This window comes from Azospirillum brasilense, assembly GCF_007827815.1.
GTDB lineage: Bacteria > Pseudomonadota > Alphaproteobacteria > Azospirillales > Azospirillaceae > Azospirillum > Azospirillum brasilense_C.
In genome coordinates this window covers 24,122-38,384 of the sequence record NZ_VITH01000021.1, presented here as the reverse complement: position 1 = coordinate 38,384, position 14,263 = coordinate 24,122, and the positions used below count along the sequence as shown (strand labels likewise).

The window sequence follows — 14,263 nt, the reverse complement described above, 5'->3', positions numbered from 1 at the left end:
AGCGGCACGGCCTAGCTTTTCCCCATCCGCACAAGCGGATGAGCCGTCCGCACGCCCGCGCCCAGCCCCGCCCCAATCCAAGGGGGGCGCCGGGATCACAGCCAGGAAGGGAAGAGGATTTCACCGATGCACCATTCCGGCGACCTCGACATGACGCGGCGCGGCCTCCTGCTTGGGACCGCCGCCACCGCCGCGCTGACGGCGGCGCCGTTCCGGGCGCCGGCGCGGGCGGCCACCGTTGGAGAGACCGCCATGCCACCCCCCGCGACCGGAGCCGACACATCCTCCCTGTCGCCCGTCCTGTCCAAGGTGACCTTCACCGTGAACGGGCAGCGCCGCGACCTCGAACTCGACACGCGGACGACGCTGCTCGACGCGCTGCGCGAGCATCTGCACCTCACCGGCACCAAGAAGGGCTGCGACCACGGCCAGTGCGGCGCCTGCACGATCATCGTGGACGGGCAGCGGATCAATTCCTGCCTGTCGCTCGCCGTGATGCACGAGGGTGGCGACGTCACCACCATCGAGGGGCTGGGCCTGCCCGGCAAGCTGCACCCCATGCAGGCCGCCTTCGTGGAGCATGACGGCTACCAGTGCGGCTATTGCACGCCGGGCCAGATCTGTTCGGCGGTGGCGATGCTGGACGAGATCAAGGCCGGCGTGCCCAGCCACGTCACCGCCGACCTCAACGCCGCGCCCCAGGCCACCGCGGACGAGTACCGCGAGCGGATGAGCGGCAACATCTGTCGCTGCGGCGCCTATTCCAACATCGTCGATGCGATCTCGGACGTCGCACGGAGGGAGGCATGAGACCCTTCACCTACGAGCGGGCGGACTCCCCCGCCGCCGCCGCGGCCGCCGTCGAGCGCCGGCCGGGCGCCAAGTTCATCGCGGGCGGCACCAACCTGCTCGACCTGATGAAGCTGGAGATCGAGACGCCGGCCCATCTGATCGACGTCAACGGGCTGAAGCTCGACACGCTGGAAGCGACGCCGGACGGCGGGCTGCGCATCGGCGCGCTGGTGCGCAACACGGATCTCGCTGCCGACCCGCGGGTGCGGCGCGACTACGGCGTGCTGTCGCGGGCGCTGCTCGCCGGGGCGTCGGGCCAGCTGCGCAACAAGGCGACGACGGCGGGCAACCTGCTCCAGCGCACGCGCTGCCCCTACTTCTACGACACCAACCAGCCCTGCAACAAACGCCAGCCCGGCAGCGGCTGCGCCGCCATTGGCGGCTACAGCCGGCAACTCGCCGTGGTCGGGTCGAGCGAGGCCTGCATCGCCACCCACCCCAGCGACATGGCCGTCGCCATGCGCGCGCTGGACGCCACGGTGGAGACGGTGCGGGCCGACGGGACGACGCGGACCATTCCCATCGCGGAGTTCCACCGGCTGCCCGGCGACACGCCGCACATCGAAACGGCGCTGGTCCCCGGCGAACTCATCACCGCGGTGACGCTGCCCAAGCCGGTGGGCGGCACCCACGTCTACCGCAAGGTGCGCGACCGCGCGTCCTACGCCTTCGCGCTGGTCTCCGTCGCGGCGGTGGTGCAGCGCGACGGCAGCGGCCGGGTGGCGGTCGGCGGCGTGGCGCACAAGCCGTGGCGCGTCGAGGCCGCCGAGGCCGAGATACCGCGCGGCGCCAAGGCGGTCACCGCCGGGCTGCTGGCCGATGCGAAGCCGACGCACGACAACGCGTTCAAGCTGACCCTGGTCGAGCGGACGCTCGCCTCGGTGCTGGCCGAAGCGAAAGGGTGAGACATGAAGTTCGACACTCCCGCGACCACCAACCCGATCGACCAGCTCAAGGTGGTGGGCAAGCCGACCGACCGCATCGACGGCCCTTTGAAGACGACGGGAAAGGCCACCTACGCCTATGAATGGCACAACGTGGCGCCGAACGTCGCCTATGGCTGGGTCATCGGCTCGGGCATCGCCAAGGGGCGCATCGCGTCGATGGATCTGGAGGCGGCGCGGAAGGCCCCCGGCGTCGTCGCCATCGTCACGGCGGAGAACGCCGGCTCCCTCGACAAGGGCAAGCGCAACGCCGCGACCCTGCTCGGCGGGCCGGAAATCGAGCATTACCAGCAGGCCGTCGCCCTGGTGGTGGCGGAGACCTTCGAGCAGGCGCGCACCGCGGCGGGTCTGGTGCGCATCGACTACACGCCGGCGGACGGCGCCTATGATCTGGCGGCGGTCAAGGACAAGGCGGAGAAGACCAAGGACGGCGATTCCGTTGTGGGTGATTTCGCGGGCGCCTTCGCGGCGGCTCCGGTGAAACTCGACGAGACCTACACCACGCCGGACGAAAGCCACGCGATGATGGAGCCGCACGCGACCATCGCCGCCTGGGAGGGCGACCGGTTGACCGTCTGGACTTCCAACCAGATGATCGACTGGATGGTGACCGACCTGTCGGCGACGCTGAAGATGCCGAAGGACAAGGTGCGCGTGATCTCCCCCTTCATCGGCGGCGGCTTCGGCGGAAAGCTGTTCCTGCGCGCCGACGCGCTGCTGGCGGCGCTGGGCGCGCGGGAGGCCGGGCGGCCGGTCAAGGTCGGGCTGTCGCGGCCGCTGATGATGAACAACACCACCCACCGCCCCGCCACCATCCAGCGTGTCCGCATCGGCGCCATGCCGGACGGCACGATCACCGCCATCGCCCATGAGAGCTGGTCGGGCAACCTGCCCGGCGGCTCGGAGGAGACGGCGTCCGACCAGACTCGGCTGCTCTACGCCGGGGCGAACCGGCTGATCGGCAACCGCATCGCCACGCTCGACTTGCCCGAGGGCAACGCCATGCGGGCGCCGGGCGAGGCGTCGGGGATGATGGCGCTGGAGGTCGCCATGGACGAGATGGCCGAAAGGCTGGGCATGGACCCGGTGGAGTTCCGCATCCGCAACGACACTCAGACCGACCCCGCCGATCCCAACCGGCCCTTCTCGCAGCGCCAGCTCGTGCAATGCCTGCGCCTGGGGGCGGAGCGGTTCGGCTGGGCCAAGCGCAACCCGAAGCCGGGGCAGGTGCGCGACGGACGCTGGCTGGTCGGGCTGGGGATGGCGTCGGCCTTCCGCAACAACCTGCTGACCAAGTCGGCGGCGCGGGTGCGGCTGGACCAGCGCGGGATCGTCACGGTCGAGACCGACATGACCGACATCGGCACCGGCAGCTACACCATCATCGCCCAGACCGCCGCGGAGATGATGGGGGTCGGGCTGGACAAGGTGGCGGTGCGGCTCGGCGATTCGAGCTTCCCGGTGTCCGCCGGCTCGGGCGGGCAATGGGGCGCCAACAACGCCACCGCCGGGGTCTACGCCGCCTGCGTGAAGCTGCGCGAGGCGGTGGCGCAGAAGCTGGGCGTCAACTCCGCCGACGCGCGCTTCGAGGATGGGCAGGTCGTCGCCGGCAACCGCAGGGTCCCGCTGGCCGAGGCGGCGGGCGCCGACGGCCTGTCCGCCGAGGACGGCATCGAATACGGCGACCTCGACAAGAAGTACCAGCAATCGACCTTCGGTGCCCATTACGTGGAGGCGGCGGTGGACGCCGCGACCGGCGAGATCCGCGTGCGGCGGATGCTGGCGGTCTGCGCGGCGGGCCGCATCCTGAACCCGAAGTCGGCGCGCAGCCAGGTGATCGGCGCCATGACCATGGGCGTCGGCGCTGCGCTGATGGAGGAACTGGCGCTCGACAAGCGGACGGGCTTCTTCGTCAACCACGACCTCGCCGGCTACGAGGTGCCGGTCCACGCCGACATCCCGCACCAGGAGGTGATCTTCCTCGACGAGACCGACCCGATCTCCTCGCCGATGAAGGCCAAGGGGGTGGGCGAGCTGGGCCTGTGCGGGGTGGGCGCCGCGGTCGCCAACGCGGTCCACAACGCGACGGGCCTGCGGGTGCGAGACTACCCGATCACGCTCGACAAATTCCTCGACCGGCTGCCCGCCATGGGGTGAGGGGTGGCGGAGTTTGGGCACGCCCCGGACTCCGCCGCGTCTTTTTCACAGGGTCCGTGACGCTCGACGGACCCCCGCCCTCTCCAACGCCGTTGCACCTGTTTCCCCAAGCGCCATAGAACACGCCCGCCATCATATCCACGTATGGCGCACATCAGGCTGAGGGACGCAAGGCATGGCACGACGGAGAGGCGGAGGAGCACCGCGAGGAGGCCGGAGGGGCCGCCCCATGACGCTGGGCGGGCTGGTCGCCGTCCTGCTGGTGCTGGCCGCGGTCTACGCGGCGGAGCGCTTCCACCTCGTCCCGCCGGGCACGCTCGACTCCATCTTCGGCGAGGAGAAGACCCAGCGCCAGCGTCCGATCCCGCGCCCTGTCCCGGACGCCAGCATCGACTACGCCGCCGTCGCCGCCCAGCTCGACCGCATCCAGGTGGCGGAGGAGCGTCGCCGAGGCTATGTGCGGGACGAGTGGCCGCATTGGCTGACCATCGATTCCAAGTGCCTGAACACGCGCGAGCAGGTGCTGATCCGCGACTCCGCCAAACCGGCGAAGCTGTCGGCCAACGGCTGCTCGGTGCTGTCCGGCGTGTGGAACGACCCCTACACCGGCGAGACCTTCACCGAGCCGAAGCAGGTGGACATCGACCACCGGGTGCCGCTGGAGGAGACCTACGCCAGCGGCGGCTACGACTGGCCGCGCGAGAAGCGGGCCGCCTACGCCAACGACCTCAGCGACCCGCTGACCCTTGTCACCGTCTCGGCGGCGGCCAACCGCGCCAAGGGCTCGAAAGGGCCGGAGGACTGGCTGCCGCCGCGCGAAGCGTACATCTGCGCCTATGTGGCGGGCTGGATCGCCGTGAAGGCGCGCTGGGAGCTGACCATGGACGAGCGGGAGCGCGTCACCGTCGGCAACATCCTGTCCGATTGCCGGCGCACCGCCGTGGGGGCCCGGCCCGCCCGCTGACCCGCCTCCCCGACAATTTCATGCGCCGGTATGCCTCGTCCGCAGCCAATGTCACTTTTGAAACCTAGCCGAAGTTGATAGAACCTTCGTAGGCGGTCTTCCTGACGGAACGGCGGCGGGGTGTTTCGGGGAGTGGCCGGGCGTCATGGCAAGGGAACGCGGTCTGCGGACGACGGTGGCTCTGACCGGCGCCGTTCTTGTCCTTGGCGTCTCCGTCGTGCTGGCGGCACTGACCGGCCTGCGCTCCCGCGAACGGATCGAGAGCGAGATCGGGCACTCGCTCGCCGAGGCCGCGCACAACATGGCCGACCGGCTGGACCGCTCCATGTGGTCGCGCGCCAGCGAGATCAGCATGCTGGCCAAGCTCGGGATCACGCCGGCCATGGGCGACCCGGTCCGGCTGCGCTGGCTGCTGGAGCAGTTCCAGGAGTTCTTCCCGACCGTTTCCTGGATGGGCGTGACCGACACCAAGGGCAAGGTTCTGGCCGCCACCGGCGGCCTGCTGGACGGCGTTGACATTTCCAAGCGCCCGGTCTTCCAGAACGGGCAGAAAACGCAGTTCGTCGGCGACGTGCACGACGCGGTGATGCTGGCCTTCCTGTTGCCGAACCCGACGGGCGAGGCCATGAAGTTTGTGGACATCTCCACCCCTGTGCACAACGAGCGGGGCGAGGTCGTCGGCGTGCTGGCCACGCATCTGAGCTGGGAATGGACGCGCGAGATCCGCCGCTCCCTGATGGACACCATGCGGGGCCGCGCGGAGCTGGAGCTGATCGTGGTCGCGGCCGACCGCACGGTGCTGCTCGGCCCCCGCGAACTGCTCGGCACTCCCCTCGACATCGAGGCGGTGCGGAACGCGCAGAAGAACGAGAGCGGCTGGATCGTCGAACGCTGGCCGGACGGGCAGCGCTATCTGACCGGCTACGCCTACGGCAAGGGCCACCTGAGCTATCCGGGTCTAGGCTGGAGCGTCGTGGCGCGCCAGCCGCTGGCCGTCGCCTACGCCCCGGCCACCGCCCAGATGATCGAGACGGTGCTGGCCGGCTGCGCCATGGTGCTGCTGTTCAGCGCGCTCGGCTGGATGGCCGCCGGGCGGGTCACCCGACCGCTGCGCCGCATCGCCCGGGCGGCCGAGCGCATCCGCAGCGGCGAGCGTGGGGCCGAAATGCCCGTGCTGGGCGGCAGCGCCGAAATCACCTCGCTGTCGGCGACCTTGCGCGATCTGGTGGACGGGCTGACCCACCGCGACGCCGCGCTGGTGCGATTGGAGGACATCGCCTATCAGGACCGGCTGACCGGCCTGCCGAACCGCCGCTATTTCGAGCAGTATGTGGAGGCCACGACCGCCGGCAACGGCACCGCCGCCTTCCTCTACCTCGATCTGGACGGCTTCAAGCCGGTGAACGACCGGCTCGGCCACGACGCCGGCGACCTCGTGCTGCGCCAGGTGGGGGAGCGGCTGGCCGCCTGCTTCCGCGGCGACGACGTGGTGGCCCGGCTGGGCGGCGACGAGTTCGCCGCCGTGCTGCCACAGCGCGCCGGCGCCGAGCCGCCGGACCTGGACGGGCTGGCCCGCCGCATCATCGAGGCGGTGAACGAACCCGTCAGCGTCCAGGGCGAGGCGGTGCGGGTCGGCTGCTCCCTCGGCATCGCTCTGTGGCCGGAGGATTCGCCCGACGTGGCGGAAACCCTGCGCCGCGCCGATCAGGCGCTCTATCAGGCCAAGCGGGACGGCCGCAACCGCGGCGTCCGCTGGACGGCCGACCTGCCGCCCGCCCCCGCCGAAAGCCAGGGCATAGCCGCGGAGGCGACGGGGAACGCGTCGTCCTAGGCCCCGCGGCCAAGCCCCCGCCCGAGCGGGGAACCGCGTCCGGCGCGCGCCCGGCCAGCGGTGGGTAAGGCGGTTGCACGCTGGAGCCTTGGCCCTTTTCTGCCGTTTCATGTCCATCGGAGCACGACTCGGACGGCCATGGCGGGAGATTGGAAGATGAGCCTCGACACCAAGGGACAGCGTGCCCGCATGCTTCGTCTGCTCGCCGTCGTCGAGCATTACGAGCGCAACAGCGCGGCGGGCGCGCAGTTGATGCGGGGCACGCGCTACGAGCTGGCCGTGCAGGCCACCGACGTGAACGGCGACCGCTGCCTGTTCCCCGCCTGCGGCTGCGCCCAGGCCGACTGCTCGCGCCAGCCCCCCGCCGGCCCACAGCTCAATTGGTGCGGTCCGCGCGGCGGCTGGAAGATGCGCTGAGCCTTGGCAGGAAAAATCGGTACAGGAGAGATCAGTAATGGGGCGGGGGCGGCTCGTCCTGCGCCGAACGGGGAACGCCGGACTCCAGCTCGGCGATCCGGTCGCGCAGGCGGCGCATCTGCGCGGTCATGAGGTCGAGGGTCCGCCCCTGCTCGAACAGGACGGCCGACATCTCCTCGGCCATGCGCTCGTGATGGGCGAGGCGGGATTCCAGCTCGGTCAGGCGGCTTTCGGCGTCGGCGTCCATGGATGACCCTGCGGTGTCGCGGAAGGGACAGAGCTTTAGAACCGCTCCGCAGGCCATGGCAAGTTCAATGCATCCCCGATCCAGCCGGCCTCAGTGCAAACGACTGGGAGCGATCACCCAGCGCTCGACGATCTGAAGCGCCTGCGGCACATCCAGTTCCGGATGATGCCAGCGCAGCACCACCGTGGCGGCCTCCAGCGCGTGGCGGTCGGGACGCCCGCAATCGACCAGCTCGCGGTAGGCACGCTCCACCACCGGGCGACAGCCGCACACCGCCGCCTCGCAGGCGGCGAATCGCTCCGCCGGATCGTGCTCCGGCCCGGTTCTCCGCTCCGCCGCCATCAGGCCGTCTCCGGGCCTTTGCGCTGGATGCGGCGCCCGAAGATCTCCAGCCGCTGCCCGATCATGTCGAAACCGAGATGGCGGGCGATGCGCGTGACGGCCGCCTCCAACTCCGGGTCCTGGAACTCCACCACCTCGCCGGTCTCGATGTCGATGAGGTGATGGTGGTGGTCGCCGCGCGCCTCCTCGTAGCGGGCCCGCCCGTCGCCGAAATCGTGGCGCTGGATGATCCCGATCTCCTCGAACAGCCGCATCGAGCGGTAGACGGTCGCGAGGCTGATCCCGGCGTCGATCGCCGCCGCACGGCGGTAGACCTCCTCCACATCGGGGTGATCGGCGGCTTCCGACAGGACGCGGGCGATGATCCGGCGCTGGCCGGTCATCTTCAACCCCCGCTCGGCGCAGGCGCGTTCCAGCCGCGACGGCAGGGCTTCTTCGGGCGTGGTCACGGGGCCGGTCCTTTCCGATGCCTAACCCATGGACTCAAGAGATGGAGAGGGAATCCCGCAAGGACAACGGTCTTCCGCGAGAGCAGCCATAAGACTTGCCTTTGGGCCTGGACCAATGGCCGCACCCCCGGCCCAAGGCATCGGGCGGAACGTCATCCGGGGGGCAGATGGACACATCCATTGCCCCGCCGCCTCACCGCCCGATACCCCGGATGACCCGGACGGGTTCCCCCACCGGGACGGCGCACCCCACCTTCCGCCACCGCGTTTTTTGTCTTGCTCATCCGTACATGATGCAAAGGCCGGAGCACAGAAAAGATCGGATGAGATCAAAGATTTCAAGACATCGATCCAATCCCATTCTCTGCACGTAGACATTCAAAGCCGCCCCTTCCGTCAACATCCCCCGGGAAGACCGAGCCCATGGACATGAGGACTCTTGTTGAGGACGACGGCGACACCATCGACATCACCCTTCAGCCTCTGGGCGATCCCAGAAAATTTGAAAAGATTTGGATTGATCTGGAAGAGCGGGCCGACGGGTCCTTCTTCCTGAGCTGGCAGTGGATCGGCAATTGGCTGGCCTCCCTGCCCCATGGCACGCGGCCCCACGCGCTGGTCGCGCGGCGCGGCGGACAGGTCGTCGGGCTGGCGCTCCTCTGCCCGCGCACCCAGTGGCGCTTCGGTCTTCTGCGCACCCGCTGCTGGCTGCTGCACGAGACGGGGGAACGGACCTTCGACCGGATTTTCGTGGAATACAACGGCATCCTCGCCGACCGGCGCTGCGCGGACGCCGTGCTGGCCGCCGGATTCGACTGGCTGGGGCGCCGCCTGACCAATTGGGACGAGCTGGTGCTGGGCGGGCTGGAGCCGGCGGCGGAAGCGGCGGTGCGGCTCGCCGCGGCACGGCAGGGCCACGCGTTGCAGGTCCGGGTGGCCGACAGCTGCCAATGGGTCGACCTGGAGGGCGTGCGCCGGCAGGGCGCCGGCTACCTCGCCAGCCTTGGCAAGAACACCCGCGCCGCGGTGCGCCGGGCCATGCGGCTCTACACCGAGCGCGGCCCGCTGACCTACCGCGTCGCCGCGACGGCGGCGGAGGCGCTGGAGGATTTCCACGCCATGGAGATCCTGCATCAGGCGAGCTGGAACGCCCGCGGCCAGTCCGGCGCCTTCTCCAACCCGGCCTTCCGGCCCTTCCACGAGCGGATGATCGCCAGCGGCGTGCCGGCCGGGACGGTGCGGCTGTGCCGGGTCAGCGCCGGGGACACGGTCATCGGCTACCTCTACAATTTCGTCCATCGCGGGCGGGTGATGAACTACCAGGGCGGTTTCGCCTACGAGGCCGACAACCGGCTGAAGCCCGGTCTGGTCGCCCACGTCCTGGCCATCGAGGACACGCTGGCCCGCGGCGAGGACTGCTACGACTTCATGTCCACCCCGGCGGGGCACAAGCCGCTGCTCTCCAACACCGAGCAGCCGATGAACTGGATCGCGCTCGGCCCCGACCGGCTGAGCCGCCAGCTCGACACCCGCCTGCGCCGCGTCAAGGCGGGGGTGGCGGACCGGATGAGACGGCTGATCCGCAGCCCGCTTCCCCTGATGAACCGCTGACTCCGTTAAGACCAACGCCGCAACCGCAGGGCCGCCGACCGGGCGGTTGGAGGATGCCGAAAATGAGAAACACCCCCGCCAGCAACCCCGCCTTGGCTTGCGTGATGGGCGACATGGACATGGTGCGCCCGCTGGGGCTGGCCGGGCTGCGCTGCGCCGTGGTCACCCATCCCGGCGCGCCCGCCCTGCATTCCCGCTTCACCAGGGACGCCATCCTGTGGGACGACCCGGCGCGCAACCCGGACGGGCTGGTGGAGGTGATGATGGCCTTCGCCAAGGACCAGCCGGAGAAGCCGGTTCTCTATTTCCAGGACGACACCCAGCTCCTGCTCGTCTCGCGCAACCGCGACCGTCTGGCCGAGGGCTTCCACTTCGCCATCGCCGACGCCGAGCTGGTCGAGGATCTGGTGGACAAGGGCCGTTTCCAAGCGCTGGCCGAGCGGCTGAACCTGCCCGTCCCGGCGACCCGCCGCCTTTATCCGACGCGCGAGGCCGCACCCGACGTGGTCGACCTGCGCTTTCCCCTGATCGTCAAGCCGCTGACCCGCCGCCGGGTGTGGGACGAGGCGGACGGCTTCGCCAAGGCCATTCAGGTCGATTCCGCGGCGGAGCTGCGCGCCCTGTGGCCGCGGCTGGCGGCGGTCGGGCTGGACCTGCTGGTCCAGGAGATGATCCCCGGCCCGGAGACCCGGATCGAGAGCTACCACGTCTATGTCGACGAGCGCGGCGGCGTGGCCGGCGAGTTCACCGGGGCCAAGATCCGCACCTACCCGCTGGCCTACGGGCACAGCACCGCCCTGACCATCACCGACGCGCCGGATGTGGCGGCGCTGGGCCGCTCGCTGACCGAACGGCTGGGGCTGCGCGGCGTCGCCAAGTTCGACTTCAAGCGCGCCCCGGACGGCACGCTGCACCTGCTGGAGGTCAACCCGCGCTTCAACCTGTGGCACCATCTGGGGGCGGTGGCCGGGGTGAACCTGCCGGCGCTGGTCCACGCCGACCGGCTCGGCCTGCCGCGACCGGCGGTCGGCAAGGCGCGGGCCGGGGCGCGCTGGTGCCACATCACCAAGGACCGGCTGGCCGCCAAGGACAGCGGCCTGTCGATGGCGGCGTGGCTGCCCTGGGTGCTGGGCTGCGAGGCCAAGGCCATCGCGCTCGACGACCCGATGCCCTTCCTGCACAACCAGCTCGCCCGTTTCCTGCCATCCCGTGCGCACCACGACGCGCCCGGCGGCGCGATGAAGGCCCAGTGAGGGTGCCGCGGCGATGAGGATCGGCATCCTGTCGGACATCCACGCCAACCGTGAGGCGCTGGAGGCCACGCTGGCCGACATGAGCGGCGCCGGGGTGGAGCGCGTCGTCTGCCTGGGCGACGTCGTGGGCTACAACACCGACCCATCGCCCTGCATCAGTCTGCTGCGCGAAGCCGGGGCGGTCTGCGTCGCCGGCAACCACGACCGCGCGGTGACCCGCCAGATCCCCACCGACGGTTTCAGCGTCCGCGCCATCCGGGCCATCGCCTGGACGCGCAAGCGCCTGCCGCCGGAGGATGTGGCGTGGCTGTCCGCCCTGCCGCTGAAGACCAACGTCGGCGAGCATCTCGTCGCCGTTCACGGGGCGCTTCATGTGGACCGGGGCTGCGAACTGGTCCGGCTGAACAGCGAGGACCGGATGCGGCGCACGGCGCAGGCCCTGCTCGCCCATCCTTCCGGCGCCCGCGTCTGCGCCTACGGGCACACGCACCGGCTCGGCATCCACGAATACCGCAATGGGGAGCTGTGGGAGCACGACCCCGGCAGCGAGGTCGCCCTGCGCGGCGGCTCCTGCTATCTGCTCAACCCCGGCACGGTGGGGGAGCCGCGGAGCGAGGAGCGGCGGGCGACCTGGATGCTGTTCGACACCGGCCGACGGACGGTGAGCGTGCGGCGGGTCGCCTACGACGACCGTGCGGCTTTCGAGAAAACGCGCCGGGCGGGGATCGAGCCGCGGCGCCTGCTCGCCATCCCGGCGCCGTTGCGCGCCGCCCTCCAGGGCGGGCTGCGGCGGATGGGGATTTACGAGATGGTGCGGCGGGTCATCAACTCGTGATCCGCGCCTTTACTGAACCGTCGCCAGCATCAGCAGCGACGCGCCGAGCGGCAACAGGGCGAGCAGCAGCTTGAGCATCGGGCCGGCCATCTTCATCTCGTGAGGGGTCTGCGAACGCGCGCGACTGTAGCCGGACGGGCGGCGATTTTCTGTGACAAATCCCACAACCCAGCCATCCCTTCCCGCGTCCTGAAAAATTTTCCTTTTGATCCAATCTCTCGGAAAATCCGTATCAACTCTTTGGTGCTATCGTCGGTTCCGCCGCGGGGTGGGCTTTCGGCAACCGGCGGCATCCAACGAGTCTTCGACGACACGGACCGGCGGGAGTGTGGACAATGAACTGGTTCCGAAACGCCAAGGTCGGCCTTCGGCTGATGCTGAGCTTCTCCAGCATCCTGGTGCTGATGGTCGCCCTGGCGGCCATCGCCATCTACAAGGTCAACAGCATCAACGACAGCCTTTCCACGATCAACGACGTCAACAACGTCAAGCAGCGCTACGCCATCAACTTCCGCGGCAGCGTGCATGACCGGGCGATCAGCCTGCGCGACGTCACGCTCCTGTCCGACGCCGCGGCGCTGAAGGCCGAACTCGCCACCATCGACCGGCTGGCCGCCGACTACGCGCGCTCGGCCGAGCAGATGGACCGCATGTTCGCCGCCGGCACCCACATCACCGCCCGGGAGCGGGAGATCCTCGCCTCCATCAAGGAGACGGAGGCCAAGACCCTGCCGCTGGCCCGCGGCGTCATCGAGGCGCGCCAAGTCGGCGACGCCAACCGCGCCGTGAAGATCCTGGTCGAGCAGGCCCGCCCCGGCTTCACCGAGTGGCTGGCCCGCATCAACGCCTTCATCGACCTTCAGGAGGCCGAGAGCCAGGCGGTGGCCAAGCACGCCCGGACGGTGTCGGAGAGCTTCCAGGTGCTGATGATCTCGCTGTGCGCGGTGACCGTCCTGCTCGGCGCCGGGCTCGCCTGGTGGTCGATCCTGACGGTGCGGCCGCTGCGCCGCCTGACCGACACCACGCTGAAGCTGGCCGAGGGCGACCTGACCATCGAAGTGCCGCAGGCGACCAGCCGCGACGAGGTCGGCGAGATCATCCGCGCCGTCCAGGTCTTCAAGGACAACATGGTCCGCGCCCGCCGCATGGAGTCGGAGAAGGAGGAAACGGAACGCCGCGCCGAGGCCGGGAAGCGCGAGGCGATGAACGGGCTGGCCGACCAGTTCGAGCGCAGCGTCGGTTCCATCGTCGAACTGGTGTCCCACGCCGCCGCCGAGCTGGAGGGCGCCGCCCAGACGCTGAACGCCACCATGGAGCGCGCCAACGATCAGGCCGGCACCGTCGCCGCCGCGGCGACCCAGGCGACGGCCAACGTGGAATCGGTGGCCACCGCCTGCGGTGAACTCGCCGGGTCGGTCAGCAGCATCGGCCAGCAGGTCCGCCAGTCCGCCGACATCGCCAACCGCGCCGTCCGCAACGCCGAAGACACCCAGGCGACCGCGGAAGGTCTGGTCAGCACGTCGCAGAAGATCGGGGAGGTGGTGCAGCTCATCAACTCGATCGCCCAGCAGACCAACCTTCTGGCGCTGAACGCGACCATCGAGGCGGCGCGCGCCGGCGAGGCCGGCAAGGGCTTCGCCGTGGTGGCGAGCGAAGTGAAGAATCTCGCCAACCAGACCGCCAAGGCGACCGAGGACATCACCGCCCAGATCGCCGGGGTTCAGGACGTCACCCTGCGCACCGTGCAGTCGATCCGCGAGATTGCCCAGGTCATCGGGGAAAGCAGCCAGATCGCCGACGACATCGCCCAGGCGGTGGAGCAGCAGGGCATCGCCACCCAGGAGATCGCCCGCAACGTCCAGCAGGCCTCGGCGGGCACGGCGGAGGTGTCGGGCGCCATCGTCCAGGTCAGCGGCGCCGCCTCGCAGGGCGGAACCGCGGCGGGCCGCGTGCTTGGCAGCGCGCAGGAACTGAGCCGCTCCGCCGCGCGTCTGCGGACGGAGGTCAGCGGCTTCCTGGCGAAGGTCCGCGCGGCCTAAGGAGGCGTATATCCCCTCTCCCCTCTGGGGAGAGGGTTAGGGTGAGGGGGTTGCGCGTGTCGGAACGTCCGGCATAAGCGCAACCCCCTCACCGGCCCTTCGGGCCACCCTCTCCCCAGAGGGGAAAGGGCTATATCGGACCTCACGCCGGGGAGCGGTCCTTGTACTTCACGATGACGTACAGCGCGTGGATCATGCCCGGAATGTAGCCGAGCAGGGTCAGCAGCACGTTGATCCAGAACTGGGCGCCAAACCCCACCTGGAGGAAGACGCCGACGGGCGGCAGCAGAAGCGCCAGGATGATGCGTATGATGTCCATGCC

General features: G+C 69.8%; 15 protein-coding genes. 10 read left to right on the top strand and 5 right to left on the bottom strand.

Annotated features, from left to right (window positions below; genetic code table 11):
- Positions 1-126 precede the first annotated feature (126 nt).
- The 6 genes from paoA to FBZ83_RS28720 all read left to right on the top strand — a co-directional run bounded on the left by paoA (position 127) and on the right by FBZ83_RS28720 (position 7,165).
- Positions 127-810, top strand: coding sequence for an aldehyde dehydrogenase iron-sulfur subunit PaoA (paoA, locus tag FBZ83_RS28745; RefSeq protein ID WP_145690178.1), 684 nt, complete (start codon positions 127-129; stop codon positions 808-810).
- Complete coding sequence (locus tag FBZ83_RS28740; protein WP_145690177.1) at positions 807-1,757, top strand: FAD binding domain-containing protein; 951 nt, start codon at positions 807-809, stop codon at positions 1,755-1,757. The genes paoA and FBZ83_RS28740 overlap by 4 nt, the downstream gene beginning before the upstream one ends.
- Before the next feature lie 3 nt (positions 1,758-1,760).
- Complete coding sequence (gene paoC / locus FBZ83_RS28735; protein ID WP_145690176.1) at positions 1,761-3,953, top strand: aldehyde oxidoreductase molybdenum-binding subunit PaoC; 2,193 nt, start codon at positions 1,761-1,763, stop codon at positions 3,951-3,953.
- 229 nt (positions 3,954-4,182) lie between these two features.
- Complete coding sequence (locus tag FBZ83_RS28730; RefSeq protein WP_247888522.1) at positions 4,183-4,917, top strand: HNH endonuclease family protein; 735 nt, start codon at positions 4,183-4,185, stop codon at positions 4,915-4,917.
- Positions 4,918-5,062: 145 nt separating this feature from the next.
- Entirely contained in the window at positions 5,063-6,748 is a 1,686-nt protein-coding gene (locus FBZ83_RS28725) for a GGDEF domain-containing protein (protein WP_145690174.1), read from the top strand.
- Between the two features lie 156 nt (positions 6,749-6,904).
- Complete coding sequence (locus FBZ83_RS28720; RefSeq protein ID WP_145678623.1) at positions 6,905-7,165, top strand: hypothetical protein; 261 nt, start codon at positions 6,905-6,907, stop codon at positions 7,163-7,165.
- A 31-nt stretch (positions 7,166-7,196) separates the two neighbouring features.
- Here FBZ83_RS28720 and FBZ83_RS28715 read toward each other — a convergent pair whose 3' ends face one another.
- The 3 genes from FBZ83_RS28715 to FBZ83_RS28705 form a co-directional block, all read right to left on the bottom strand.
- Positions 7,197-7,412 carry a SlyX family protein gene (locus FBZ83_RS28715; protein ID WP_145678622.1) on the bottom strand — a complete coding sequence of 72 codons (216 nt, stop codon included), beginning with the start codon at positions 7,410-7,412 and terminating at the stop codon, positions 7,197-7,199.
- Between the two features lie 90 nt (positions 7,413-7,502).
- Positions 7,503-7,754 (bottom strand): hypothetical protein, encoded by a 252-nt coding sequence (locus FBZ83_RS28710; RefSeq protein WP_081863184.1) that lies wholly within the window; start codon positions 7,752-7,754, stop codon positions 7,503-7,505.
- Positions 7,754-8,182, bottom strand: a complete 429-nt coding sequence (locus tag FBZ83_RS28705; RefSeq protein ID WP_035677391.1) for a Fur family transcriptional regulator — start codon at positions 8,180-8,182, stop codon at positions 7,754-7,756. Before FBZ83_RS28705 ends, FBZ83_RS28710 begins: the two co-directional genes overlap by 1 nt.
- 450 nt (positions 8,183-8,632) lie before the next feature.
- Between FBZ83_RS28705 and FBZ83_RS28700 the strand changes: the two genes are divergently transcribed.
- From FBZ83_RS28700 to FBZ83_RS28690, 3 genes are all read left to right on the top strand, one after another.
- The gene (locus FBZ83_RS28700) at positions 8,633-9,814 is read left to right on the top strand and encodes a GNAT family N-acetyltransferase (RefSeq protein ID WP_247888521.1); all 1,182 of its coding nucleotides are present in this window, start codon (positions 8,633-8,635) and stop codon (positions 9,812-9,814) included.
- A 62-nt stretch (positions 9,815-9,876) separates the two neighbouring features.
- Positions 9,877-11,067: an ATP-grasp domain-containing protein gene (locus tag FBZ83_RS28695; RefSeq protein ID WP_145690172.1), complete on the top strand. Its 1,191-nt coding sequence runs from the start codon at positions 9,877-9,879 to the stop codon at positions 11,065-11,067.
- A gap of 13 nt (positions 11,068-11,080) precedes the next feature.
- A complete protein-coding gene (locus FBZ83_RS28690) occupies positions 11,081-11,902 on the top strand; it encodes a metallophosphoesterase family protein (RefSeq protein WP_145690171.1) in 822 nt (273 codons plus the stop codon).
- A gap of 9 nt (positions 11,903-11,911) precedes the next feature.
- Here the strand turns inward: FBZ83_RS28690 and FBZ83_RS31590 are convergent, their stop codons facing one another.
- Positions 11,912-12,067, bottom strand: a complete 156-nt coding sequence (locus tag FBZ83_RS31590; RefSeq protein ID WP_186466216.1) for a hypothetical protein — start codon at positions 12,065-12,067, stop codon at positions 11,912-11,914.
- Between the two features lie 170 nt (positions 12,068-12,237).
- Between FBZ83_RS31590 and FBZ83_RS28685 the strand changes: the two genes are divergently transcribed.
- The gene (locus FBZ83_RS28685) at positions 12,238-13,941 is read left to right on the top strand and encodes a methyl-accepting chemotaxis protein (RefSeq protein WP_145690170.1); all 1,704 of its coding nucleotides are present in this window, start codon (positions 12,238-12,240) and stop codon (positions 13,939-13,941) included.
- A gap of 142 nt (positions 13,942-14,083) precedes the next feature.
- Here FBZ83_RS28685 and FBZ83_RS28680 read toward each other — a convergent pair whose 3' ends face one another.
- Complete coding sequence (locus FBZ83_RS28680) at positions 14,084-14,260, bottom strand: YqaE/Pmp3 family membrane protein (protein WP_040134614.1); 177 nt, start codon at positions 14,258-14,260, stop codon at positions 14,084-14,086.
- Positions 14,261-14,263: the final 3 nt, after the last annotated feature.

Coding starts and splice junctions, on each gene's coding strand:
- FBZ83_RS28690 (WP_145690171.1), top strand. CDS start 11,081: ATGAGGATCGGCATCCTGTCGGACATCCACGCCAACCGTGAGGCGCTG.
- FBZ83_RS28720 (WP_145678623.1), top strand. CDS start 6,905: ATGAGCCTCGACACCAAGGGACAGCGTGCCCGCATGCTTCGTCTGCTC.
- FBZ83_RS28740 (WP_145690177.1), top strand. CDS start 807: ATGAGACCCTTCACCTACGAGCGGGCGGACTCCCCCGCCGCCGCCGCG.
- FBZ83_RS28685 (WP_145690170.1), top strand. CDS start 12,238: ATGAACTGGTTCCGAAACGCCAAGGTCGGCCTTCGGCTGATGCTGAGC.
- paoC (WP_145690176.1), top strand. CDS start 1,761: ATGAAGTTCGACACTCCCGCGACCACCAACCCGATCGACCAGCTCAAG.
- FBZ83_RS28695 (WP_145690172.1), top strand. CDS start 9,877: ATGAGAAACACCCCCGCCAGCAACCCCGCCTTGGCTTGCGTGATGGGC.
- FBZ83_RS28700 (WP_247888521.1), top strand. CDS start 8,633: ATGAGGACTCTTGTTGAGGACGACGGCGACACCATCGACATCACCCTT.
- FBZ83_RS28730 (WP_247888522.1), top strand. CDS start 4,183: ATGACGCTGGGCGGGCTGGTCGCCGTCCTGCTGGTGCTGGCCGCGGTC.
- FBZ83_RS28710 (WP_081863184.1), bottom strand. CDS start 7,754: ATGGCGGCGGAGCGGAGAACCGGGCCGGAGCACGATCCGGCGGAGCGA.
- FBZ83_RS28715 (WP_145678622.1), bottom strand. CDS start 7,412: ATGGACGCCGACGCCGAAAGCCGCCTGACCGAGCTGGAATCCCGCCTC.
- FBZ83_RS28680 (WP_040134614.1), bottom strand. CDS start 14,260: ATGGACATCATACGCATCATCCTGGCGCTTCTGCTGCCGCCCGTCGGC.
- paoA (WP_145690178.1), top strand. CDS start 127: ATGCACCATTCCGGCGACCTCGACATGACGCGGCGCGGCCTCCTGCTT.
- FBZ83_RS28725 (WP_145690174.1), top strand. CDS start 5,063: ATGGCAAGGGAACGCGGTCTGCGGACGACGGTGGCTCTGACCGGCGCC.